Origin of the sequence: Sneathiella sp. (assembly GCF_029233945.1) — a bacterium.
Classification (GTDB): Bacteria; Pseudomonadota; Alphaproteobacteria; order Sneathiellales; family Sneathiellaceae; genus Sneathiella.
Genome location: NZ_JARGOQ010000014.1, coordinates 1 through 23,450 on the forward strand (window position 1 = coordinate 1; position 23,450 = coordinate 23,450).

Sequence of the window (23,450 nt, forward strand, 5' to 3'; positions counted from 1 at the left end):
TCGACGATCCGGCGATTGTGGAAATGGTCCGCCGCCGCGCCAAGACGACCTGCGCGGTCAACGTCTGCATCACCGGCGCGTTGACGAAAGGCTTACTGGGCGAGGAGATGGCGGAAATGGGCCTTCTCTCGGAGGCTGGTGTTGTCGCCGTCAGTGACGGACAGTTTGCCATAAGCAATATCAACCTCATGCGGCGCGCCCTTGCCTATTCCAGCATGTTCGACCTGCCCGTCATCGTCCATGCGGAGGATCCCGCGCTTGCGGTGGGCGGCGTGATAACCGGCGGACGCACGGCGACCTTCATGGGCCTAAAATCCGTGCCCGCTTGCGCCGAAGCCATTCTGGTGGAGCGCGACATCCGCCTCGTGAAAATGACCGGCGCGCGCTGGCATGCCGCGCATCTCAGCACGCGCGATGCCCTCGACACCATGCGCCGGGCGAAGAATGACGGGCTTAACGTCACCGCCGGTACTGCCCCGCATTACCATGCGCTCAACGATCTGGAGCTTGGCGAATACCGCACCTTCGCCCGCGTCTCCCCGCCCTTGCGGGAGGAAGAAGAACGCCTCGCGGTGATTGAGGGGATCAAGGACGGCACCATCGATATCATCTCGTCCCAGCATCTGCCGCAGAGTGCGGACAGCAAGCGCGTGCCGTTTGCGCAGGCCAAACCCGGCGTGATCGGGCTGGAGACCATGTTGCCGGTCAGCCTGCGGCTCTATCACAATGGCGATATCGATCTTCTTCGCCTGCTCCATACGATGACGGTCGCACCGGCGAAACTTCTCGGGCTGGAAGCGGGGGCAATTAAAAAGGGCGCGGATGCGGACCTCACCCTTTTCGACACCGAAAAGCCCTGGCAGGTGGATGGCGATGCCCTGCTCTCGAAGTCAAAAAACACCGCCTTCGACGGCCATTTGCTGCAGGGCCGGGTCCTTAAGACCTTTGTGCGCGGCAAAGCCGTTTTCGAGCTATAGGAGGCCCCCATGCCCGATCCGCTTGGTGATTTCAGTCTGACATGGCCCTATTACGCCGCCGCCGTCATCGGCTATCTGGTGGGATCGATCCCCTTCGGGCTGGTCCTGACGAAAATGGCGGGGCTTGGCGATGTGCGCAAAATCGGCTCGGGCAATATCGGCGCGACCAATGTCCTGCGCACCGGGAACAAGGGCCTCGCGCTCGCCACCCTGCTGCTTGATGGCGGCAAGGGCGCTCTTGTCGTCATCCTCGCCAATATGTACCTCACGCAGGATTATGCGGTGCTGGCGGGCGGCGGCGCCTTTCTCGGCCATCTTTACCCGATCTGGCTAAAATTCAAGGGCGGCAAGGGTGTCGCGACTTTTATCGGCGTGATGCTGGCCCTCAGTTGGCCTGCCGGGCTTGGTGTTGCGCTCACCTGGCTGATCGTGGCGCTGATCTTCCGGATTTCCTCCCTCTCCGCGCTGGTCGCGGCAGCGCTCGCGCCGGTTTATATCTATATCCTGCAGAATATCTCCCCGCTGGACGGCACTTATTATGGCGACACGCAGCGGATCGAGTTTGCGGCGATGATGGCCATTCTCATCTTTCTCCGCCATCGGGAGAATATCGGCCGCCTGATGAAAGGCGAAGAGCCGCGCATCGGCAAAAAGAAACCCTGACTCCGGGTTGAATAAATTTCCCTTTATACTTACTTAAAGGGGAAGTTAATCGCCTGAAAGATCAGGGAACGGACCGATGGACTCGGGTGCCACGCAATATATCAAGGATGCCAATGTCCGCCGCCTGCAGGAATTGCAGGACGCCGCGGGCCGGGCCTTCACCGCGCATGTCGCCCGGCATAAAAATGAGATCGCCGCACGGCACCGCTATTTCCAGAAGAAGTTCTCTATCCTTCAACGAACCGTTCTTGACGACCATCGGAAAGCCCCCTCCTCACGGACGGAAAAGCCCGCGCCCCTGGAAGCCACGGAGGAGAATACGCCGGAGGAACATGCTGCCCCCCCGGCGGGTCCCGATCCGATCGCAACGCGGCGCGAACTGTGGGAGGAGCGCCGACGGCTTCGCAAGCTGAGACGGGAACGAAGGGTTAAACGCGACGTCCCGCCCGTCAAACCAAAGGAGGTACGGCCGCACGCCATGAAAACGCCATCGCCCCTTCCGCAGGATTCGCAAGACACCAGCTCTGCGGAAGAAATAAAAGTCCTGATGGAAATCGAGAAATTCGAAAAAATGATGAATCAGGTGAGAACCGCGCCCGATCCGTCACCGATGCTCCCCGCAGAGCCAAAAATCGAGATTGCCGCCAACAGCCCGCCAAAAACAGAACAAAGGAAGCAGGGTCGGTTTTCCTTGCGAAATCTGTTCGACCTATCGCCGCAGTTTCGCGATATTGAGGCGGGTGACGACGAGGCTTAAGCAACTGATAGCGGGCATAGGGATCGGAAAAATTCAATTGACGCGATAAATATTCTTCTGCCATCTTCAAAAAATGGATGCGCAAACAGAACTGTCATCGGATGAAAGGCTGGCCTGGCTTCGCCTGATCAGGTCCGAAAATGTCGGGCCGATCACTTTTTTTCAGTTGCTGGGCCGCTTCGGCACCGCGTCAAAGGCGCTGGCCGCCCTGCCCGACCTTGCCCGAAAGGGAGGGCGCAAGAAACCGATCCGGGTCTGCCCGGCAGGAGACGCCGCGCAGGAGATGGAGGCCGTGCGGGCGTTTGGCGGACAGATGATCGCCGCATCGGAACCGGATTACCCGACAGCCCTCCGGATGATTGCCGATCCGCCACCGGTGATCTCCGTGCGTGGCCATGCCCATCTGTTAAACAAGGATATTGTGGCGATTGTTGGCGCGCGTAATGCTTCCGCCGTCGCGCTGCGCCTGACCGGGCAGATCGCCGGCGGCATATCCGAGGCGAAAATCATTGTCGCCTCCGGTCTCGCGCGGGGGATCGACACGGCGGCGCATCAGGCCTCACTGGAGGGCGGGACAATCGCCGTGGTCGGCGGCGGCCTCGACTACCCCTATCCGCGCGAGAACAAGGCCTTGCAGGAGGAAATATACGAGCGCGGCTGCGTCATCGCGGAGCAGCCCATGGGCACCGTCCCGCAGGCGCGCCATTTCCCCCGCCGCAACCGGATCATCTCCGGCCTGGCGCTCGGTGTGCTGGTGGTGGAGGCCTCCCCCCGCTCCGGCTCGCTCATTACCGCGCGCATGGCGCTTGAGCAGGGGCGCGAGGTGTTCGCCGTCCCCGGCTCCCCCATGGATCCCCGCGCCAAGGGTACAAATAACCTGATCCGGAATGGGGCCATGCTGATTGAGGAGGCGGCAGACATTATTGATGCGCTGCAAAGCATTCGCCAGCGCCCCCTGAAAGAGCCGGACCAGCCGCTTCTTCCCTTCCTTGATCCGGTGCCGCCAGAAGAGCAGGAACTTGACCGGTTGCGCCCGGATATCCTCTCCTATCTCAGCCCGACGCCGGTCGAAATCGATGACCTGATCCGCCTCACCGGTGAGCCCGCCGCAATGATTTTAACGATTTTACTTGAACTGGAACTGGCAGGCAGAATAGAACGCCATTTCGGAAACAGGGTTTCAATCGTCGAGTAGCGCCTTTATATATCACGGCATGACGTACAAAAGAGAGACCTCTTATATAAGTAGAAAGCCTGCGGTATTGATATGAACGTTGTTGTTGTCGAATCCCCTGCAAAAGCCAAGACGATTAATAAGTATCTGGGCTCGGACTATACGGTTCTGGCATCCTACGGACATATCCGCGACCTGCCGTCGAAGGATGGATCGGTCGAGCCGGATCAGGATTTTGCCATGCATTATCAGAATGATGCGAAATCCGCGAAGCATATCAAGGCCATTGCCGACGCGCTTTCCGGTGCCGAAAATCTCTATCTCGCCACTGACCCGGATCGTGAAGGGGAAGCCATCGCCTGGCATGTGCTGAAGGTGATGGAAGAGAAGAAAAAACTGAAGGGCGCGAAAGTGAGCCGCGTCGTCTTTAACGAGATCACCAAGCGCGCCGTGCTGGAGGGAATCGCCCATCCGCGCGAGCTGGACATGAACCTCGTGAATGCGCAGCAGGCGCGCCGGGCACTCGATTATCTTGTGGGCTTTACTTTATCGCCCGTTCTCTGGCGGAAATTGCCGGGCGCAAAATCGGCGGGCCGCGTTCAATCCGTGGCGCTCCGTCTCATCTGCGAACGCGAGCTTGAGATCGACGCCTTTACCGCCGAAGAATACTGGACGATCGATGCCGACTTCCTGACCGACAAGAAAGACAAGATCACCGCGCGGCTGACCCATCTCGCGAACAAGAAGCTTGATAAATTTGCGCTTCCCAATGCGGAAACCGCAGCATCCGCCGCCGAAAAAGTCCGCGCCGGCAGCTTTTCAATTGCCGATGTCACGCAGAAACCCGCCAAGCGCAACCCCTCCCCGCCCTTCACCACCTCAACCCTGCAGCAGGAAGCCTCCCGCAAGCTGGGTTATGGGGCGAAGCGGACCATGATGGTCGCACAGAAGCTCTATGAGGGCTTCAACCTTGGCGGCGAGACGCAAGGCCTGATCACCTATATGCGTACAGACGGTGTCAGTCTGGCGATGGAAGCCATGCACAGCGCCCGCGACGTCATCGCCAGCGAGTATGGCAAGGAATATGTACCGGAGAAGCCGCGCTTCTATAAATCGAAATCGAAAAACGCGCAGGAGGCCCATGAGGCCATCCGCCCGACAGATCTTTCACGCACCCCGGCAATGGTTGCGAAATATCTCGATTCTGAGCATTTGCGGCTCTATGAGCTGATCTGGAAGCGGACCATCGCCAGCCAGATGGAAAGCGCGCAGCTGGAACGCACCACCATTGATTTCAGCGATGGCGCGGGCCAGACCTTGCGCGCCACCGGCAGTGTCGTCCGCTTTGCGGGCTTCCTCAAGCTCTATGAGGAAGGTCGCGACGATGTATCCGATGACGAGAACGGCAACCGGTTGCCCGCCGTCAAGGCAGGCGAAGATGTCGCGACGGACAAGGTGCGCGAGGATCAGCATTTCACCGAGCCGCCCCCCCGCTATTCCGAGGCGAGCCTGGTCAAGAAACTGGAAGAACTCGGCATTGGCCGCCCGTCCACCTACGCTTCCATCATCTCGGTGTTGCAGGACCGCGATTACGTCCGGATCGACCAGAAACGCTTTATCCCGGAGGATAAGGGGCAGTTGGTCACGGCCTTTCTCGCCTCCTTCTTCACACGCTATGTAGAGTATGATTTCACCGCGCAACTGGAAGAAAAGCTCGATGATGTCTCCGCCGCGAATATGGATTGGAAACAGGTTCTGCGTGACTTCTGGTTTGACTTTAATACATTGGTTGAAGGGACTGCAGAACTTCGTGTTTCTGATGTTCTTGAGGAACTGAATCGCGTCCTTGCACCGCATGTTTTCCCGCCAACGGAAGATGGGAAAGACCCCCGCACCTGCCCGAAATGCGACGACGGCCGTCTCAGCCTGAAGACCGGCCGGTTCGGTGCCTTTATCGGTTGCTCCAATTATCCCGACTGCCGCTTTACGCGCAAGCTGGGCGAGAGCGCGGAAGACGCCGACAACACAGCGGATGAGGGCCCGAAGGAAATCGGCATCGATCCCGCGAGCGGCCTGATGATCACCCTGCGAAAAGGCCCCTATGGTCCCTATCTGCAGCTGGGCGAACCGGAGCCCAAGAAAAAACCAAAACGCGTCTCGATCGCGAAGGATATCCCGCTGGAATCAATTGATTTCGATCTCGCGGTGCAGCTGATTGGCCTGCCGCGCGAGATCGGCCCGCATCCGGAAACCGGCGCCATGATCACGGCGGGACTTGGCCGTTATGGCCCCTATGTGGAGAGCGAGCGGAAATACGGCAAGCTGTCCAACAGCATGGAAGTACTGACCGTCGGCATGAACCGCGCGGTTGAGCTTCTGGCGGCAGCGAAAACACGCGGCGGCGGCGCGGGGCGCGGGGCCGCGCCTCTTCGTGTCGTCGGGCCGCATCCGGCGGACGAGGCGGACATCAATGTGAAGGACGGGCGCTATGGGGCCTATGTCACCCATGGCGGCATCAATGCCACCATCCCGAAGGATGCCGACCCGATGACCATCACGCTGGAGGACGCCGTCAAGCTGCTGGCGGAGCGGGCGGAGAAGAGCGGCAAGAAACCGAAGCTCGCCAAGAAGGCCGGAGCCGCAAAGAAAAAGGCATCGGCGAAGAAGAAGGCGACGCCCAAGAAAACGGCGACTGCGGCGGAATGAACCGGTCGCTTAAGACAGAAAACGGGATATCTTGACCCCTAAAAAACCAACGCGCGACCATCTGCCGACCAAGGAACAGGTGCGCGCCTTTATCGATGAGAGCGAGACGCCCGTCGGCAAGCGGGAAATCGGCAGAGCCTTTAACATCAAGGGTGCCGACCGGATTTACCTGAAAAAAATCCTGAAAGAACTCATCGAGGAAGGTCAACTGGAACGCGGGAGAAAACGCGAGTTGGCCCCGGCGGGCGCCCTGCCGTCTGTCGCGGTGATCGAGGTGGACCGGATTGACAAGGACGGAGAGCCGGTTGCCAGGCCCATCAGCTGGCAGGAGGATGGCAAGCCACCCCTTATCTATGTGCTGCACCCCGGCCGGACACAGGCGCCGGGCGTCGGTGATCGCCTGCTCGCCCGTCTCGCGCGGCAAAAGGACGGCACTTACGAGGCGCGCGTTATCCGCCGGCTGGAGGCTTCCGCCGGCCCGACCCTTGGCGTCTATACGAAGGTCGGCAAGGACGGACGCGTACAGCCCACCAACCGCAAGCTGAAGAAAGAGATTATCGTCCGCGACGAAAACTCCATGGGCGCGCAAACGGGCGAGGTCGTGCTCTGCGATATCCTGCCGGGCAAAACCCATGCCCTGCCGGAAGGGCGGGTCACGCAGCGGGTCGGTCCCATGGACGATGCAGCGTCCCTGAGCCTGATCGCGATCCATGCCCATGGCATCCCGGATCATTTTGACGACGTCACGATCAAGGAAGCTTTGACGGCGAAGCCGGTCACGCTTGGCAAGCGCACTGATCTTCGCGGCCTGCCGCTTCTCACCATCGACCCCGCCGATGCACGCGACCGCGACGATGCGGTCTGGGCCGCGCCGGATGACGATCCGAAGAATGAAGGCGGCTGGCAGGCTATCGTCGCCATCGCCGATGTCGCCCATTATGTGACCCATGGCTCTGCCCTCGACAAGGCGGCGCGGATGCGCGGCAACAGCGTCTATTTCCCCGATCGGGTAGTGCCGATGCTGCCGCATGAGCTTTCAAGTGACCTCTGTTCGCTGCATGAGAATGTCGATCGGCCGGTGATGGCGGTGCAGATGTGGTTCGATGCGGAGGGCAAGAAACTCCGTCACAAGTTCATGCGCGCCCTGATCCGTTCCGTCGCGTCCCTCACCTACCGGCAGGCCCAGGACGCCCATGACGGCCTCACGGACGATAAAACGGAGACGCTGGCTGCCGACGTGATCGAGCCGCTGTTCGGGGCCTATGCGGCGCTGAAGAAAGCGCGAACCAGGCGCCAGCCCCTCGATCTCGACCTGCCCGAGCGGCGCATCGAGTTTGGCGAGGACGGCTTTATCAAGGCCGTGCACAAACGCGAACGGTTCGAGGCGCATATGCTGATCGAGGAGTTCATGATCCAGGCCAATGTTGCGGCGGCGGAAACGCTGGTGCAGATGAAGCGCCCCTGCATGTTCCGGGTACATGAACCCCCGGCGACCGACAAGATGATCGGGCTGCATGAAACGCTTGGGGAGATGAATATCCGCTTTGCCAAGGGACAGGTCGTGACCACTGCGACGTTCAACCATATTCTCGCCCAGGCGGATAACGAGATCGACCGGGAACTGGTCAGCTCGCTGATCTTGCGCAGTCAGTCGCAAGCCGTCTATAGCCCCGAAAATTTGCATCATTTCGGCCTGCATCTCTCCAACTATGCGCATTTCACCTCCCCCATCCGGCGCTATGCGGATCTGTTGGTCCACCGCAGCCTGATCGCCGCCCTCAAGCTTGGCGACGGCGGCCTGAAGGAAGAAGAAGCGCTGGAATTCACCGAGATCGGCACGCAGATTTCAGCGACCGAACGGCGCGCCATGGTCGCGGAGCGGGAGACGACGGATCGATTTACCGCCGTCTTCCTCGCCAACAAGGTCGGAGAGATTTTTCAGGCGAAAGTCTCCGGCGTCACCCGCGCCGGGCTGTTTCTGTCCTTTGACGATACCGGGGCCGACGCGCTGGCCCCGATTTCAACCCTCGGCAATGACTTTTTCAATTTCGACCCCGAAAAACATATGCTGGTCGGCAAGCGGACCGGTCGGGTTTTTCGTCTCGCGGACCGGCTTGCCGTGCGACTGCGGGAGGTGGACATCGTCACCGGCAGCATGATCGCCGAAATTGAGGACGGGCGCGACGGCGGCGCTTCCCCCTCACATCGCCCGAAGTCAGACCGCAGTCCCAGGGGCGCCGCGAAATCTCCGGCACGAAAACCGGTTAAGAAGAAAAAACGCACCTTGCCCAAGGGCAAGAAACGGGCACAACGCCGTCAGCCGCGTGATTAATTCCTGCGGCAGAGTGTCGCAAAGCCCTTTTCTTCATACATTTCAAACATATCTGATGCTAGTATGCAGCGTATCAGGTTGTGAGAAATAGGGACAAGATGGAAATCGTTTCAGCACCAAGATCGGTATGGCAGGCCATGATGCACGGCCTTCGTCGCCGCTGCCCCGATTGCGGCAAGGGTCCGGTTTTCAGGAATTATATCAAGGTCAACCATACCTGTGACGCCTGCGGACTGGAGCTGCATCACCAGCGCGCGGACGATGCACCGCCCTATTTCACCATGCTGATCGTGCTGCATTTTGTCCTGTCGGGCATGCTCACCGTTGAGCAGGTCTACAGCCCCGCGACCTGGATACAGCTGACCATCTGGATGCCTGTTGCCCTGGTCTCGGCGCTCTGGCTGCTGCCAAGAGTAAAAGGGGCGCTGATCGGCATTCAATGGGCCCGCCAGATGCATGGCTTCGGGGGCGATTTCACCTAAACTGGCTGGACTTGCCGGGTCCGCAGGTGCATAGTTGGACGAAAAATGAAAGTCCAACGATTATGAGTACAGAACCCAAAAGAAGCATCGCCGAAAGCCGCACCGACGGAAGCAAGGCCCCCCGCCCCAAAGACGCTGCCACCCTGATCCTGTATCGGCAGAGCCGCAAGAATATCGAGATCCTGATGGGGGAGCGCAGTGGGCGGCACAGCTTCATGCCCAATACCTATGTCTTTCCGGGTGGCCGCGTGGATGCCAGCGATAGCCGCATCCCGCCCGCCGAGGATCTGCGCGAGGATGTGATGGCGCGCCTCCTTCGTGGCGGCTGCACCCCGGCCCGCGCCCGCGCGCTTGCCATTGCTGCCATCCGCGAAACCTTCGAGGAAACGGGCCTCCGTCTTGCCAGCGACTATCCGCGTCCGCGCAAATCCCGGGTGCAGGTCTGGAACGAATTTGGCACGGTGACCTGTGGCCCCGATTTGTCGAAACTCGACTATATCGCCCGGGCGGTGACGCCGCCCTCGCGCAAGAAACGCTTCAACACGCGATTTTTTGTGGCCGATGCCGAGACGCTGGAAGGCGATATCAAGGGCTCCGGTGAGTTGCTGGATATTCGCTGGGTAACGATTGAGGATGCGCTTAACCTGAACATTCCGGTCATTACCGAGAAAATACTCGGTTATGCGGGCAAGTTCCTGCAAGAGCGCCCACCCCAGGACGCAACCGTGCCTGTCCCCATGTTCATGATGCGCCATGGAAAACGAATCTATGGTGAGGAATGACCAATTTCACCCGCCAGATACGGCCGGTAAAGCCCCGGCATGCCGCCAGCCTTGTAATTTATGAGCAGCGCGCCGATGATCTCTATGTCCTGATGGGCCGCCGGTCAAAAGCGCACAGATTTCTGCCTGACGTTTATGTCTTTCCGGGTGGCCGGGTGGACCGGGCCGACGCGGACATGGCGCCACTTGCGCCGCTCGCGCCGGATATCGAAAGGTTACTCTCTCAACCCTCCGGCATGGCCCATGCGGTGGCAACGGCGGCCGTGCGAGAAACCCATGAGGAAACCGGCCTTGTCATTGGGGATCTTCAGGGCGATCAATTAGTGCCGGATCTCTCGCAGCTGGATTTCATTGCCCGGGCAATCACTCCACCGAACAGTCCCATCCGCTTTAATACGCGCTTCCTCACCCTCGATGCGAAGCATGTGACCGGCGGCGATCTCGGCGGCTCCGGCGAGTTGATCGATTTGCACTGGATCCCCTTGTCCGAGACCCATCGTGTCCCGCTCATCGACGTGACGGAATTCGTCCTGGACGAGATCGGCCGGAAAATCAAGCGGGCCACGGCGCCTCTGCCACGGCAGTCAGGCACCGTTCCCATCTTCACTTATTACAAGGGTAATCCCTTTATCCGCAACTACGATAATGGCTGAAGCCGCGCTGGTGGATAACCGGCGCGCGCTGATTGCCGTGATTGCCGCCGTGACCGCCATGGCCGTCTCGCTCAGCCTGTCCATCCCCCTCGTCTCCCTGCTGATGGAGAAGCGGGGCTATGGCAGCGATGTCATCGGCCTGATGGGAGCCTTGCCGGCTCTCTCCTTCCTGCTGGCCTCCCCTGTCGTGCCGGCCTGCACCCGCGCCCTCGGCTCAGGGAAGATGTTATGGGGGGCGCTCCTGCTCGCGGCGGCGTCCATCTGGGCGCTGTCCCTCTCGGATAATATCTATTTCTGGTTCTTCCTGCGGCTGATGATCGGCCTGTCGATGGCGGTCCTGTTCCTGATCAGTGAAACCTGGCTGAACAAGATCGCGCGGGAGAAAACCCGCGGGCGGACCATTGCCATTTATGTCTCCTCCATGACCCTCGGATTTGCCTTTGGTCCGGTATTGATCAATTTCCTCGGCGCCGAGGGAAGCCTGCCTTTCATCGTATCCAGCCTGATCGTGCTCAGCGCCGGGTTCGCCTTTCTTATCGTTGGCGACCAGTTCCCGGACCTTGGCGAGAAAAGCAGCTATTCCATCTTCTCCTTCATAAAGATCGCACCGATGATCAGCGCCGCGACCATACTCGTCGCCTTCTTTGATGGCTCCGTATTAACGCTCCTGCCCGTCTATGGCGTCAAGAACGGACAGGCGCTGGAAATGGCGGTGCTGATGACAAGCGCCCTGCTCGCCGGGAATATCCTGTTGCAGCTGCCCATTGGCTGGCTGGCGGACCGGTTCGACCGGACCAAGGTGATTCTCGGCTGCGGCATCGTCGGGGTCTTAGGCGCGCTGATCCTGCCTTTCGTCGTACTGGAGCCCTATCTCCTCTGGCCGCTTCTGGTTATCTGGGGCGGCGGGGTTGTCGGCACCTATACCATCGCCCTTGTCGTGATGGGGCAGGTTTTCAAGGGCGGTGACCTGATCACGGCAACGGCGGCGGTTGGCATGCTTTGGGGGCTTGGCAGCCTGTTCGGACCGGTTTTGGCCGGTGTGGCGATGGAGATTGTTAAGCCGCATGGTATGCCGCTCACCTTCGCGGTGGCCTGCACGATCTTTGTTCTGATCGCGGCCCTTTCACTCCGCCGTGCCGGGAAGCCCTAAAAAAAGCGAATTTTCCAAGCATCCGCTTGACTTCAGCGATTAAATCCGTATTTTCCGGGCTTCGATTATATTTTTTGCCCGCTCTGATGCGGGAACGACTGGAGTTTCGGACATGGCTAAGCCGACAACATTGAAAATAAGGCTGGTAAGCACGGCGGATACCGGTTTCTTTTATGTGACCAAGAAAAATCCGCGCACCTTGACGGAAAAGATGGTCGTACGCAAATACGATCCCGTTGCCCGCAAGCATGTGGAATTCAAGGAAGCGAAGATCAAATAGATTTCTTCACGCTGAATGAAAACAGGCCGCAAATTGATGCGGCCTTTTTTGTTGGGATAATGCGGCTGTCAGCGCGCGGCGACGTCTGGTTCCCTCTCAAAAGTCTCGACATTGGACGGGGCAACGACCACACGATTACGACCATCCCCTTTCGCCTTGTAGAGCGCCTCATCCGCCCGCTTGAGCAGGCCATCGGAGTTTTCTTCCTCTTTCGAGACCGTCACGCCGATTGAACAGGTCAGGCTCAGCTCAAGCGTCCCCTTGTTCGCAGAGAACGGCTTTTCCGAGATCTGCCGACGAAGACGTTCAGAGACAGTCGAAGCAACCGAAAGATCGGTATCGGGCATAACAACGACAAATTCCTCCCCGCCGTAACGGCAGGCCAGATCAATGCCGCGCACACTCGCGCCAATACGCTCGGAGAATTCGCGGATTACCTCATCGCCCACATCATGGCCATGGGTGTCATTCACCCGCTTGAAAAAATCGATGTCCATGATCATAACGCAAACAGGCTTGTAATCGATTTTCGCCCGCTGCAGCATGGCATCGAGGTGACTGGACATATAGCGCCGGTTATAGAGCCCGGTCAGGCTGTCCGTTACAGCCAGTTCCATACTGCGATGGAAGTTATGGCGCAGGCGGTCCTGATACTGCTTACGGAGGATCTGGGTCCGTGTCCGGACAATCAACTCATTCGCATCAATGGGGCGCATGATATAGTCGTTGATGCCGATTTCCATGCCCTTGATGAGCTTGTCTTTATCAGCCTCATCCACAAGCGTCAGGATCGGCAGTTGCCGCGTCTCTTCCAGGCTGCGGACCTTGGAGCACAGGCGCAGCGGATCGTAATTTGCAGAATCAAGGCTGACAACAGCAAGATCATAGTCGCCGCCGCGCAGCAGGACCTGCGCCTCCTCCATATTCGGCTCAAGCGTGATGTCATAGGTTTCCGCATAGATCTCCTTCATCATGCGGACGGAATATTCATTGTCGTCGATAACCAGGATACGGGCGCGCTGAAGGGCCTCTTCCTTGCGGTCGGACATGCTGATCACGCCCATTTCCGAACTGGTCTCTTCGCGCAGGCGGAATTCATCCATCATCATTTTAAGACGCAGGAGCGATTTCACCCGCGCAAACAGAGCGAGATCGTCAACCGGTTTTGTCAGGAAGTCATCCGCCCCGGATTCGAGGCCCTGGACCCTGTCGGCCGCCTCGCTGAGCGCCGTGACCATGACGACCGGGATATGCGCCGTCCGCTTGTCGGCCTTCAACCGCTGGCAGACCTCAAAGCCGTCCATCTGCGGCATCATCACATCGAGAAGAATAAGGTCGGGCTGCTGTTCGAGAGCAATTTCCAGCGCATCGGGGCCGTTGTAGGCAGTCACCACGTCATAATATTCGACGGACAGCTTTGCCTCGAGTATTTTAACGTTCGGGATAACATCATCAACGACCAGGATGCGTGCAGACATAATCTAGCTCAAAAATTCTTTGACGGTGTTCAGGAAATTTTCGACGGAGATCGGTTTCGCAACATAGGCTTCGCAGCCCCCCTCACGAATTTTTTCCTCGTCCCCCTTCATCGCAAAAGCGGTGACGGCGATAACAGGAATTGACTTCAGCGTCTCATCCTCTTTAATCCATTTCGTCACTTCCAGCCCGGAAACCTCCGGCAACTGAATATCCATCAGGATCAGATCCGGCATATGCTCCCGCGCGAGGCTCAAAGCTTCCATTCCATCTTTTGTCTGGATGGTGTTGTAGCCATGTGCTTCCAGAAGATCGTGGAATAACTTCATATTTAAGTCGTTATCTTCGACAATCAACACTGTCTTCATTTTCAGTACGTCCAATTCACAAGTACAATCGCCAAAAGTAAGACGGTTAGTATAGACCCAGAGAGAGCTTTCGATTTCCTGCCCATGGGGCTATCATTCGTTCACAATAAACAGATATATGTTTAATTTTCCCTTACCATATAGGGTTTCAGGCACAGAAAATTTTATGAATCACGAAAAATCTGAAATAATCGCACTGCAGGCGCTCACATTTATTGCTGAACAGGAAAAAACCATGAGCTGGATGCTCACGGAAACCGGTATTGACTCCGGCACCCTGGCCCGCTCAGCTGAAAATCCCGAGATATTGGCCGGCGTGCTTGATTTTTTGCTCATGCATGAAGATATATTAATCGATTTTTGTACAAACGAAAAGCTGGACCCAACCAGTATTACCCGCGCCCGCCAGTTTCTGCCCGGTGCGCCGGTGGAGGATTATTGATGATGTTTACCGGTATCCACGATGATGTCCGCCCGCAGCTTGAGGAACTGACCATCGATCGCGACCGCCCCCTTGTCATCACCGACGCGGATGAGGTCCTGTTCAACTTCATGATCGGCCTGGAGGATTTTCTCAAATCCCTCGATCTGTATTTCGACTGGTCGTCTTTTGCGCTCAGTGGCAATATCCGACGTATTGCCGATAAGGAGCCGATTGACCAGATGGAAATCGGCGTTCTTCTGTCCAACTTTTTCGATCAGCGCTGCGCCGTTCTTCCCGCCGTCGATGGCGCAGCGGAGGGGCTTGCCAGTCTCAGAGATCATGCGCAGATTGTCGTCCTCAGCAATGTCCCGCCCAAGCATGCGGGCAAACGGCTATTGGGTCTCAAGGACAAAGGGATGGATTTTCCGCTCATCGCCAATATCGGCAGCAAGGGACAGGTGGTCCGCTTCCTGACCGAGGGGCTGAACGCGCCCGCCTATTTTATTGACGATATTCCCCATAATCACAGCTCGGTTAATGAGCATGCCGCGCATGTCCACCGGCTGCATTATATCGCCGATCCGCGGCTGTCCGACCTACTCGGGCCGGCAGAGCATAGCCATAGCCGTCTCTATAACTGGCCGGAGATCAGTGCACATATCATCCGTCATATCGAGACGGGCGAGTACTGACAGGGGCGCCATGGACAGCCTTTGCCGCAACTGCCTGACAATCCTTGAAGAAGGAAGCGGTGCGGGTGACGTCAATCGCTGCCCGCGTTGCCGGTCGCCAAGAATTCTCCGCCATGCGGAACTGTTCAATCTTTCCATCGCCCATGTCGATTGCGACGCCTTCTATGCGGCGGTGGAGAAACGCGATAACCCCAGCCTCAACGCCAAGCCGCTCATCATCTGCCATGACAGCCCGCGCGCCGTTGTCTCCACCTGCTGCTATATCGCCCGGATGTCGGGCGTGCGTTCGGCCATGCCACTGTTCAAGGCCAAGAAACTCTGCCCCGATGCCGTCATTATTCCGCCGAACATGACGAAATATGCAACCGTCAGCCGCGAAATCCGCGCCCTGTTTGACAGGCTGACCCCGGATGTGGAGCCTCTCTCGCTGGATGAGGCCTTTCTCAACCTTTCCGGCACGGAGCGGCTGCACCATCGGAATGCGGCGCAGTCCATGGCCTGGCTCGCAAGGGAGGTGGAAAAAACAATCGGGATCACCGTCTCCGTCGGCCTTAGCTATAACAAGTATCTCGCCAAGCTTGCCTCCGACCTTGATAAGCCAAACGGTTTTGCCGTCATCGGCCAAGCGGAGGCGCTGGATTTTCTTAAAACCCGGCCGGTTAGCGATATCTGGGGCGTCGGCAAGGCACTCAACCGCAAGCTCGCGGCGGAGGGCATCACCACTATCGGCCAGCTACAACACCGCGAGAAAGCGGAGCTGGTGGCGCGTTACGGCGTGATGGGCGGCCGTCTCTATCATCTTTCGCGCGGCGAGGACGACCGGCGGGTAAAGGCCGATCTTCGCGCCAAGAGCATCTCGGCGGAGACCACCTTTGCCACGGATATTTCGGATATCGATATTCTGCTGGCGCGACTCTGGCCGCTTTGCGAAAAAGTCTCGAAGCGCCTTAAAAAATCGAACAAGGCGGGCAAGACAATTACGCTCAAGCTCAAAACCGGCAATTTCAAGTCCCTGACCCGCAGCCATACCCTCACCCAGCCGACGCAGCTTGCGGAAACGCTCTATCGGGAGGTAAAACCGCTCCTGCAGAAGGCGGCACCGGGCCATAATTTTCGCCTGATCGGGGTGGGCATCAGCAGCTTCGGTGAGCTTGATGACGCGGACAGGCCCGACCTCTTAAGCGGCAGTTCCGGCCATGACAGGGAGGTCGAGGCTGCCATCGACAAGCTCAGGGACAAGTTCGGTGATGCGGTAATCACCAAGGGGCGTGGCCTGACCGGTAAAAATTGACCGACCCTAGATCAGGAGCATTTCTCCGGCGTCAGAAAGGTCAGTTCAGCCACATCACCGCGCAGCGAGAAATCGCTGTAATCAAGAAATAAATCCGTCGCGACACCATTGCCGAAAATCTTCATGGCGATTTTATAGTCAGGCTCTGTTTGTTGCTGCCTGAGATCGAAGAAGGATATCTGCAATGGCCAGAAAGCCCGTCCTTTCAACTCCCCTTCCGCATCGGGCGAGTTCAGAAGCGTCTGCGCCTTGCCAATCACGGCGAGAGTGTCGGAGAGCCCGTCCTCCCCATTGCCGTCATAGACCTTCGCGGAAAGTAAATTCTTGCCCGCGGCGGCGGCTTTCAACACCATTCGGGTATGCTCACCCGGGAAAATAACATCGCTCGGCAGTTCCATGTCGGGCTGGTCGGGATCGGAGAACTCGACAATCGTCCCGTTCTCCCGGTGCTCGGCAATACCGCTGTATTTCTCGATCATCTGGCCGTTCAGCATATTCGACATATCGAAACGCATCATCTTGCCCGCATTATCTTCCCAGGTCGACTGGCTGTAATCGGAGACAATAACATTGCCTTCATAATTGACCATTTCCAGCACCATGCGCTGATTGACGATCAGGCCGTCGCATTGCTGCTCCACCTTCATCACGATGCGCCCGCGAACGCCTTCTATGCCACTGTTTTCACCCAGCTCCTCCAGGCGCAGATCATAAACGGCCTGATGGGAGGCCAGTTGCAGCGGCGCGGCGGAAGAGAAACTCGCAATACCGGTCAGGCCGATACCAACAAGCGTGAAAGCAACTTTTGACCATTTCATTTCTACTATTAATCCATATTAACTGAGCTGCGCGGGCCGCATAAAATTCCTGAAAACCAGTAATATACCTCAATTTTGCGGCTGTGAAGACTTATCGCGGAAGAGGGAGACATTCTGTCTATATGGGTCAAATATTCCGATCTGAAAGGCATAAAATTCCCCACAATTTTGCCTAAAATATGAATAAAATCTTTATTTTTCAATTTAACCTATTGATTTATATGAGTTTTTGTAAGTTCAAATTTTGGCACGGTAGTTGCTGTTCTTCAGTCAGTAGATTATGCCGCTCTGGTTTCGATAATGAGATAATCAAAGAAACTGCCGGAGCGGTTTTTGTGAGGAGAATTGAGTTATGTCATCGTCCATGGCACATATATCGCCCCTTAAATCGGGCCATCCGCCGGGATTCGAGGCGGAAATCGGCACGCAGTTGGAAGATCTTTCCACGGCACTCAGGTCCAGCCTGAGACGGCAGGCGCCGGCCAAGCACTGGCAATTGATCAATCGCGTCATCGCCTACGCCGCGAGCGCAGAACAGCATATTTCGGAGCAGCAGCATCGGATCCGGGAGTTGGAGGCTCTCTCCACTACCGACGAGCTGACCGGACTGCACAATCGCCGGGGCTTGCAGGAGTTTATGACCCGCACCCTCGCCTCCGCGCGCCGTCACAAGGAAGAAGGGATTGTCGCCTTCCTCGATCTCAATGATTTCAAGGAAATCAACGACCGCTTCGGTCACGATACCGGCGACATTGCGCTCCAGAAATTTGCCGAGAATATCCAGTATAACCTGCGCAGTTCGGATTTTGTCGCCCGCATCGGCGGGGATGAGTTCATCTTCGTCCTGACCCGGACAAATACCGAAAACGGACGCGGACGCGCCCTCGCCATTCAGCGTGAGGTCAGCGCCACCTCCATCCCGGCGCGCGGCCGGAAAATCTTCCTGAAAGCCAGCATGGGGATTGTCCCCTATACCGGCGACAGCGCCTACAGCGACCTGATGAGCGCCGCCGACCAGGCCATGTATGATAACAAGAAAGCGAACAAAAAGGCAGCGCACACTTCCTAAGTGCGGCGCCACCTTGTCATTTGGGTTAATCGCGGCAGAACAGCTCGATCGGTTCGCGCACGCCGCGCAGCTCGTGATATCCACAGGACCGAAGCGTAGACGCCGCATCGGCGCAGGTCCGGACAAAATCGCCCGAGGCGACCAGCCGGGTATCAAGCTGATCGCACAGCGCCTCGATCCGGCTTACTTCATTGACCGCCGGGCCAATGACCGTAAAATCGAGCCGCGTTTCCGAGCCCACATTGCCATACATCACTTCCCCCACATGCAGCGCGATGTCGAGTTCCATCGTCGGCTTGTTCGCGGTGCGGCGCTTGTGATTTAGTCGATCAACACCTTCCGCCATTTTCTGGGTCACGCCGAGGGCCGTTTCACATATCACCCGGGTGGCGTCCTCATCCGGTGAGGTCAGCTCGAACGTGGCGAGAACGCCGTCGCCCATGAATTTGAGGATTTCCCCGCCCGCCACCTCAATCGGGCTGGCCATCTGATCAAGATAGTGATCGAGCATTTCCACAAGATCTTCCCGATCGATCGTATCGGAGAGCTTCGTGAACCCCTTAAGGTCCGCATAGACCAGCACCGCATTGATACTGTCAACGGAGCCGCGCCGCACCTGACCGGAGAGCACCTTGCGCGATGTTTCCCGCCCGATATAAGTCTCCAGCATGGATCGCGCCGTTCGATAGGAGGCAATGCCCTTCGCCGCGAGGCCAAAGACCGGGATTGCCCGGCTCATGATCCGGAACTCCTCCTCGGTGAAGCCGCCGGGGCGGTCCGACGCCCAGCTGGTAATCAGGCCGGCTGTATGCTCCATACTTTGATTTTCAAATCCCCATCCGAAATCGAATATCTGACAGAACCAGTCCGTCATCCCCTCGTCGCGGAATTCGACAAGGACCGGGAAATCCAGATCGTTCTCCGCTGACAATTTGCGATGCAGGAAGGTAATCTTGTTCGACAGCATGAAGAAGAACGGGCTGGCGAACCAGCCTTCACCGGGGATATCCGAATGCAAAACATTGGTATTGGTGACGAGACCTTCCTTGCGCCGCCAGGTATACATGAAGGCGCTGACCTGTGGATGGATGGCACTCAGGGCAATATTCCCGCGCTTGAGTTTCACGCCCTGATCATTCAGTCGCTCGCAGAATTCAGTGAACAGGTCCCGAACTGTTGTTCCCGTCAGTCCGGCATCGATCAGCCAGGCGAACAGCTCTTCATTTTCATCCTGCGGCGTGAAATGGCCACACCGATTCTCGGTATCCAGATTATTCATAAGACCCATGGGCGCACCTGATTGCTTTGATTGGTCCCGTTGATATAAGCCTATTCTACACTTATAAAAGTCGAATGTGAAAATTTTACCATCAGGGCCAGCGCAGGCTGGCTCTTGGCGTATCCCCGTGATAGAAATCGCAAAAGTCAGACGCAAAGAAGGCAGGCCATGAGCGAGATAAAAAAATACTGGCAGAACTATATAAACGGGGAATGGGTGGATGCTCTGGACGGCGGACGCATTGAGATTGAAAACCCCGCAACCAGTGAGATCATCGCCGAAGTCGCCCGCGCCGAGAAGGCCGATGTAGACCGGGCCGTCGAAGCCGCGCGTGCCTGTTTCAAGACCCGGGAGCTTTATGACATGCGCCCGACAAACCGCGGCGCGCTGATGTTCGAGATTGCCCGCCATATGACGGACATGGCCGATGAGATCGCCCTTGCCGAATGCCTCGATAACGGGAAAACCCTCACCGGCGGCAAGAATGAAGCGATGGCGGCGGCGCGCTATTTCATCTATTACGGTGGCCTCGCGGACAAGCTGGAAGGACGGATGATCCCGCTTGGTGCGGATTATGTGGATTACACCATTCCCACTCCCTTCGGTGTGTCGGCCCAGATCGTGCCGTGGAACTTCCCGCTGCAGATTGCGGCGCGGTCCATTGCCTGTGCCCTTGCAACCGCCAATACGGTGGTCCTGAAATCACCGGAACTCTCCCCGCTCTCGACCTATTTCATCGCCGAGGCCTGCCACCGCGCCGGGGTGCCGAAGGGCGCCGTCAATATTCTCTGCGGCTATGGCCATGACTGTGGCGCGGCACTCGTATCCCACCCCGATATCGATCATATCGTCTTTACCGGGTCTGTCGCGACGGGCCAGTCGATCCTGCGCGCGGCGGCGGAACGGGTTATCCCCTGCGTCATGGAACTCGGTGGCAAGTCCGCCGGTATCCTGTTTAAGGATGCGGATATCGATCAGGCCATCAACTCCACCGCGAGCGGCATTTTCAGCCATGCCGGGCAGGTCTGCTCCGCCCAGTCCCGCCTGATCGTGCCGACGGTGCTGCAGGATGAGGTCGTCAGCAAGATGGCGGCGAAAGCGAAGTCGCTTTCTATCGGCCCCGGGATTGACGGTCATGACCTCACGCCTGTGATTTCAGCGGGTCAGGCCGACAAGATCGAAGGCATGTGCCTCGCGGCCTCGCAGGCCGGCGCAGAGGCCGTCTCCGGCGGTCGGAAACATACGGGTCTCCCCGGGCATTTTATCGAGCCGACGGTTTTCGCAAATGTCTCACCGGACATGACCATCGCCCGCGAAGAGGTTTTTGGCCCCGTGCTTTCCATCCTCACCTATGACGACCCCGAAGAGGCCATCGCGCTTGCCAACGGGACCGATTACGGCCTTTGCGCCGGGGTCTATACCAAGGATCTCGCCACAGCACATTGGGCGGCAGACCAGCTGATCGCCGGGCAGGTGTTCGTCAATGAATGGTTTGCGGGCGGGATCGAAACCCCCTTCGGCGGCATGAAACGCTCCGGCTACGGCCGGGAAAAGGGGCAGGAAGCGTTGCTCAACTATGTTCAGACGAAGAATGTCGGCATCCGGATTACGGGCGGCGGCGGTGGTCGTCCCGGTGGATGACCGAAAACGAAACTCCAACAAAACAGAGGTAAAAAATGGCAGGTAAAATTGACGCCCATCTGGCGGAACTCGGCATCGAAATTCCGACAGCAACAGCCCCGGCAGCAAATTACGTTCCTTACGTGAAAACCGGTAATCTGGTTTTTCTCTCGGGACAGGTGCCCGTTGTCGACGGCAAGCTCACCTATCAGGGCAAGATCGGTCAGGATTTCACGACCGAGGAAGGCATGGCTTGCGCCCGGGTCTGTGGCCTTAATATCCTCTCCCAGGTGAAGGACGCCTGCGGCGGTGATCTCGACAAGGTCGTGCGCTGCGTCAAGCTGAGCGGGTTTGTGAACTGCACCGATGGCTTTGGCGAGCAGCCGAAAGTTGTCAACGGCGCGTCCGACCTGATGGTCGAGATATTTGGCGACAAAGGCCGTCACGCCCGCTTCGCCGTCGGCACCAATGCCCTGCCGATGAATGTTGCCGTGGAAATCGACGCGGTTTTCGAAATCAGCTAAGCGAATGGGGAGCGTGCCAAACGCTCCCCCACTCTCTTAACTTTTCACGCAATAGGTGAGCGCGATAAAGGGCGGCATGTTGGTAAATGCCGTCGGGTCTGTGCTGTCAGCGGTCGTCGTTCGGGACATCTGATAGCCCTTGTTATCACTGTCAGAACCCTGACTGCCTTTATTGTTAGGGACAGTGACGGTTCCGCCATTTTCGGAATAATAGATATCGTTATATTGATGGGTATGCGGCGGAAGATTGGCCGCCGCCAGGGTCACCGTTTCCTGACCTCCGTTTGCGCCCGCTTTATACGCGCTCAAGGCTTTGCCATCGGCTCCCTTGCCGGGGGAACTTTCCGCCGCCCCGACAATCACCCGGCTCGCCGCCTTCGTATAGCTGCTCCATCCGGAGGGACAGCTTGACGTGCCGTCAAACGCGACAACCGCGCCGCTTTCAATCCCGGTTCCATCGCCGGAACTGGCCGCGGGCTTATCGAAATATATAACAAGCAGCGCGGTGATGACGGCGGCGATCGCCCCGCCGAGCAAGGCGCTGATACCGACTTTTATCCAATCCATCATAATCTCCAATCCTGTCTACCGGAGCAACCCCCGTATAATTAATCTCCTCTCTTATACATATATAAGTTGTATTATTTTCAAGTATTTTTCTTTAAAGTTTTACCATGATAAAAAATTTTGAATTCTTCCCGCTGCGCAAAAAGATATCTGATAGAGTGGTAAAGGGCGCATTTTTATAGTTTTCCGGGCCGAATGTCTGACACTCCATTGATTAACACCCTGCAATCCATCGCCGACGTGAGCGAGGCCGAATGGAATGCCTGCCTCACGACGGATCATCCCTTCGTCACCCACCAGTTCCTGAAGGCGCTGGAGGATAGCGGCTCCGTTTCTGCGGAAAGCGGCTGGATGCCCTATCACCTTTCACTGGAGATGGACGGCAAAATCGCCGGGGTCGCGCCCATGTATGTGAAGGGCCACAGCCAGGGGGAATATGTCTTCGATCACAGCTGGGCCCATGCCTATGGGCGTGCGGGCGGGCGCTATTACCCGAAGCTGCAACTCTCCGCTCCCTTCTCCCCCGTGACCGGCCCGCGCCTATTGGTGCCGGAGGGGCCGGAGAGGCAGTTGCATCAGCGCCTCCTCCTGCAGGGAACCAAACAGGTGGCCGACCAGCTCAATCTCTCCTCCGTTCATGCGACCTTTCTGGAGCCTGCCGAGCGCGCGTTGATGGAGCAGGAGGGGTTCCTCATCCGAACCGGTGAGCAATTCCACTGGGTGAATGACAATTACGAAAATTTCGATGATTTTCTTGCGCAGCTTTCCTCCCGCAAGCGCAAGGCCATCCGGAAAGAGCGCAAGGGCGCGACGGAGAATGACCTGGAGTTCGAAATCCTGACCGGCGCGGAAATCGGCGAGTTGCATTGGGACGCCTTTTTTAATTTCTATATTGATACAGGCAACCGCAAATGGGGAACGCCTTACCTCAACCGCGAATTCTTCAGCCTGCTGGGGGAGCGGCTTGGCGAGGCGGTTGTCCTCTTCATGGTGAGCCGCGGTGGCCGCTATATTGCCGGGGCATTGAACCTCAAAAGCAGTGATTGCCTCTATGGCCGCTATTGGGGCTGCATCGAGGACCATCGCTTCCTGCATTTCGAAACCTGTTACTACCGTGCCATCGATTATGCGATCGAACATGGTATCCGGCGGGTGGAGGCTGGCGCGCAAGGCCCGCATAAGCTCGCCCGTGGTTATCTGCCGACGGAGACATACTCCGCCCACTGGCTGCGCGATCCGGGCTTTCATGATGCGGTCGCCGATTACCTGCAGGCGGAGACGAAACAGGTGGAGGCCGAGATCAATTATCTTGCCGGTCATTCTCCCTTTCGGAATGGGAATTCCTGCTAGCCCGCCATACCCGCCA

The 23,450-nt window shown here is 57.7% G+C and carries 23 protein-coding genes; 18 read left to right on the forward strand and 5 right to left on the reverse strand.

The window, feature by feature from the left end; all coding sequences use genetic code 11:
• The 11 genes from P1U71_RS06450 to rpmG form a co-directional block, all read left to right on the forward strand.
• Positions 1-977 (forward strand): amidohydrolase family protein (locus P1U71_RS06450; RefSeq protein WP_301104745.1); only part of this gene is annotated, 977 nt, incomplete at its 5' end.
• Positions 978-986: 9 nt separating this feature from the next.
• Positions 987-1,640, forward strand: coding sequence for a glycerol-3-phosphate 1-O-acyltransferase PlsY (gene plsY, locus P1U71_RS06455; RefSeq protein WP_301104746.1), 654 nt, complete (start codon positions 987-989; stop codon positions 1,638-1,640).
• A 76-nt stretch (positions 1,641-1,716) separates the two neighbouring features.
• The gene (locus tag P1U71_RS06460) at positions 1,717-2,397 is read left to right on the forward strand and encodes a hypothetical protein (RefSeq protein ID WP_301104747.1); all 681 of its coding nucleotides are present in this window, start codon (positions 1,717-1,719) and stop codon (positions 2,395-2,397) included.
• A 73-nt stretch (positions 2,398-2,470) separates the two neighbouring features.
• Complete coding sequence (gene dprA / locus P1U71_RS06465) at positions 2,471-3,592, forward strand: DNA-processing protein DprA (RefSeq protein WP_301104748.1); 1,122 nt, start codon at positions 2,471-2,473, stop codon at positions 3,590-3,592.
• A 72-nt stretch (positions 3,593-3,664) separates the two neighbouring features.
• Positions 3,665-6,277, forward strand: a complete 2,613-nt coding sequence (gene topA / locus P1U71_RS06470; RefSeq protein ID WP_301104749.1) for a type I DNA topoisomerase — start codon at positions 3,665-3,667, stop codon at positions 6,275-6,277.
• 31 nt (positions 6,278-6,308) lie between these two features.
• Positions 6,309-8,609: a ribonuclease R gene (gene rnr, locus P1U71_RS06475; RefSeq protein ID WP_301104750.1), complete on the forward strand. Its 2,301-nt coding sequence runs from the start codon at positions 6,309-6,311 to the stop codon at positions 8,607-8,609.
• A gap of 98 nt (positions 8,610-8,707) precedes the next feature.
• Entirely contained in the window at positions 8,708-9,091 is a 384-nt protein-coding gene (locus tag P1U71_RS06480) for a DUF983 domain-containing protein (RefSeq protein WP_301104751.1), read from the forward strand.
• Between the two features lie 62 nt (positions 9,092-9,153).
• Positions 9,154-9,873, forward strand: coding sequence for an NUDIX hydrolase (locus tag P1U71_RS06485; RefSeq protein WP_301104752.1), 720 nt, complete (start codon positions 9,154-9,156; stop codon positions 9,871-9,873).
• A complete protein-coding gene (locus tag P1U71_RS06490; RefSeq protein ID WP_301104753.1) occupies positions 9,870-10,526 on the forward strand; it encodes an NUDIX domain-containing protein in 657 nt (218 codons plus the stop codon). The genes P1U71_RS06485 and P1U71_RS06490 overlap by 4 nt, the downstream gene beginning before the upstream one ends.
• Positions 10,519-11,676 carry an MFS transporter gene (locus P1U71_RS06495; RefSeq protein ID WP_301104754.1) on the forward strand — a complete coding sequence of 386 codons (1,158 nt, stop codon included), beginning with the start codon at positions 10,519-10,521 and terminating at the stop codon, positions 11,674-11,676. Before P1U71_RS06490 ends, P1U71_RS06495 begins: the two co-directional genes overlap by 8 nt.
• A 112-nt stretch (positions 11,677-11,788) precedes the next feature.
• Positions 11,789-11,956 carry a 50S ribosomal protein L33 gene (rpmG, locus tag P1U71_RS06500; RefSeq protein WP_161337956.1) on the forward strand — a complete coding sequence of 56 codons (168 nt, stop codon included), beginning with the start codon at positions 11,789-11,791 and terminating at the stop codon, positions 11,954-11,956.
• A gap of 68 nt (positions 11,957-12,024) precedes the next feature.
• Here the strand turns inward: rpmG and P1U71_RS06505 are convergent, their stop codons facing one another.
• Together P1U71_RS06505 and P1U71_RS06510 are read right to left on the reverse strand one after the other, a co-directional pair.
• On the reverse strand, positions 12,025-13,434 hold the full coding sequence (locus P1U71_RS06505; RefSeq protein ID WP_301104755.1) for a PleD family two-component system response regulator: 1,410 nt from the start codon (positions 13,432-13,434) through the stop codon (positions 12,025-12,027).
• 3 nt (positions 13,435-13,437) lie between these two features.
• Positions 13,438-13,800: a response regulator gene (locus tag P1U71_RS06510; RefSeq protein WP_227949917.1), complete on the reverse strand. Its 363-nt coding sequence runs from the start codon at positions 13,798-13,800 to the stop codon at positions 13,438-13,440.
• Between the two features lie 166 nt (positions 13,801-13,966).
• Here P1U71_RS06510 and P1U71_RS06515 point away from each other — a divergent pair, with 166 nt between their 5' ends.
• Genes P1U71_RS06515 through P1U71_RS06525 form a run of 3 tightly spaced genes read left to right on the forward strand, consistent with a single transcriptional unit; the run spans position 13,967 to position 16,207 of the window.
• On the forward strand, positions 13,967-14,242 hold the full coding sequence (locus P1U71_RS06515; protein WP_301104756.1) for a DUF3572 domain-containing protein: 276 nt from the start codon (positions 13,967-13,969) through the stop codon (positions 14,240-14,242).
• Positions 14,242-14,916, forward strand: coding sequence for a hypothetical protein (locus P1U71_RS06520; protein ID WP_301104757.1), 675 nt, complete (start codon positions 14,242-14,244; stop codon positions 14,914-14,916). Before P1U71_RS06515 ends, P1U71_RS06520 begins: the two co-directional genes overlap by 1 nt.
• 10 nt (positions 14,917-14,926) lie before the next feature.
• Positions 14,927-16,207 carry a DNA polymerase IV gene (locus P1U71_RS06525; protein WP_301104758.1) on the forward strand — a complete coding sequence of 427 codons (1,281 nt, stop codon included), beginning with the start codon at positions 14,927-14,929 and terminating at the stop codon, positions 16,205-16,207.
• A gap of 11 nt (positions 16,208-16,218) precedes the next feature.
• On the opposite strand, the gene P1U71_RS06530 is transcribed toward P1U71_RS06525, so the two are convergent.
• Positions 16,219-17,025 (reverse strand): DUF1849 family protein, encoded by an 807-nt coding sequence (locus P1U71_RS06530; protein WP_301104759.1) that lies wholly within the window; start codon positions 17,023-17,025, stop codon positions 16,219-16,221.
• A 352-nt stretch (positions 17,026-17,377) separates the two neighbouring features.
• On the opposite strand from P1U71_RS06530, the gene P1U71_RS06535 reads away from it, so the two are divergent.
• On the forward strand, positions 17,378-18,094 hold the full coding sequence (locus P1U71_RS06535; protein WP_301104760.1) for a GGDEF domain-containing protein: 717 nt from the start codon (positions 17,378-17,380) through the stop codon (positions 18,092-18,094).
• A 25-nt stretch (positions 18,095-18,119) separates the two neighbouring features.
• Here P1U71_RS06535 and P1U71_RS06540 read toward each other — a convergent pair whose 3' ends face one another.
• Entirely contained in the window at positions 18,120-19,382 is a 1,263-nt protein-coding gene (locus P1U71_RS06540; protein ID WP_301104761.1) for an adenylate/guanylate cyclase domain-containing protein, read from the reverse strand.
• Between the two features lie 159 nt (positions 19,383-19,541).
• On the opposite strand from P1U71_RS06540, the gene P1U71_RS06545 reads away from it, so the two are divergent.
• Both P1U71_RS06545 and P1U71_RS06550 read left to right on the forward strand, forming a co-directional pair.
• On the forward strand, positions 19,542-21,014 hold the full coding sequence (locus tag P1U71_RS06545) for an aldehyde dehydrogenase family protein (protein ID WP_301104762.1): 1,473 nt from the start codon (positions 19,542-19,544) through the stop codon (positions 21,012-21,014).
• Positions 21,015-21,049: 35 nt separating this feature from the next.
• Complete coding sequence (locus P1U71_RS06550; RefSeq protein ID WP_301104763.1) at positions 21,050-21,517, forward strand: RidA family protein; 468 nt, start codon at positions 21,050-21,052, stop codon at positions 21,515-21,517.
• 36 nt (positions 21,518-21,553) lie between these two features.
• Here P1U71_RS06550 and P1U71_RS06555 read toward each other — a convergent pair whose 3' ends face one another.
• Positions 21,554-22,084 (reverse strand): hypothetical protein, encoded by a 531-nt coding sequence (locus P1U71_RS06555; protein ID WP_301104764.1) that lies wholly within the window; start codon positions 22,082-22,084, stop codon positions 21,554-21,556.
• A gap of 195 nt (positions 22,085-22,279) precedes the next feature.
• On the opposite strand from P1U71_RS06555, the gene P1U71_RS06560 reads away from it, so the two are divergent.
• Positions 22,280-23,434 carry a GNAT family N-acetyltransferase gene (locus tag P1U71_RS06560; protein ID WP_301104765.1) on the forward strand — a complete coding sequence of 385 codons (1,155 nt, stop codon included), beginning with the start codon at positions 22,280-22,282 and terminating at the stop codon, positions 23,432-23,434.
• Positions 23,435-23,450 lie beyond the last annotated feature (16 nt).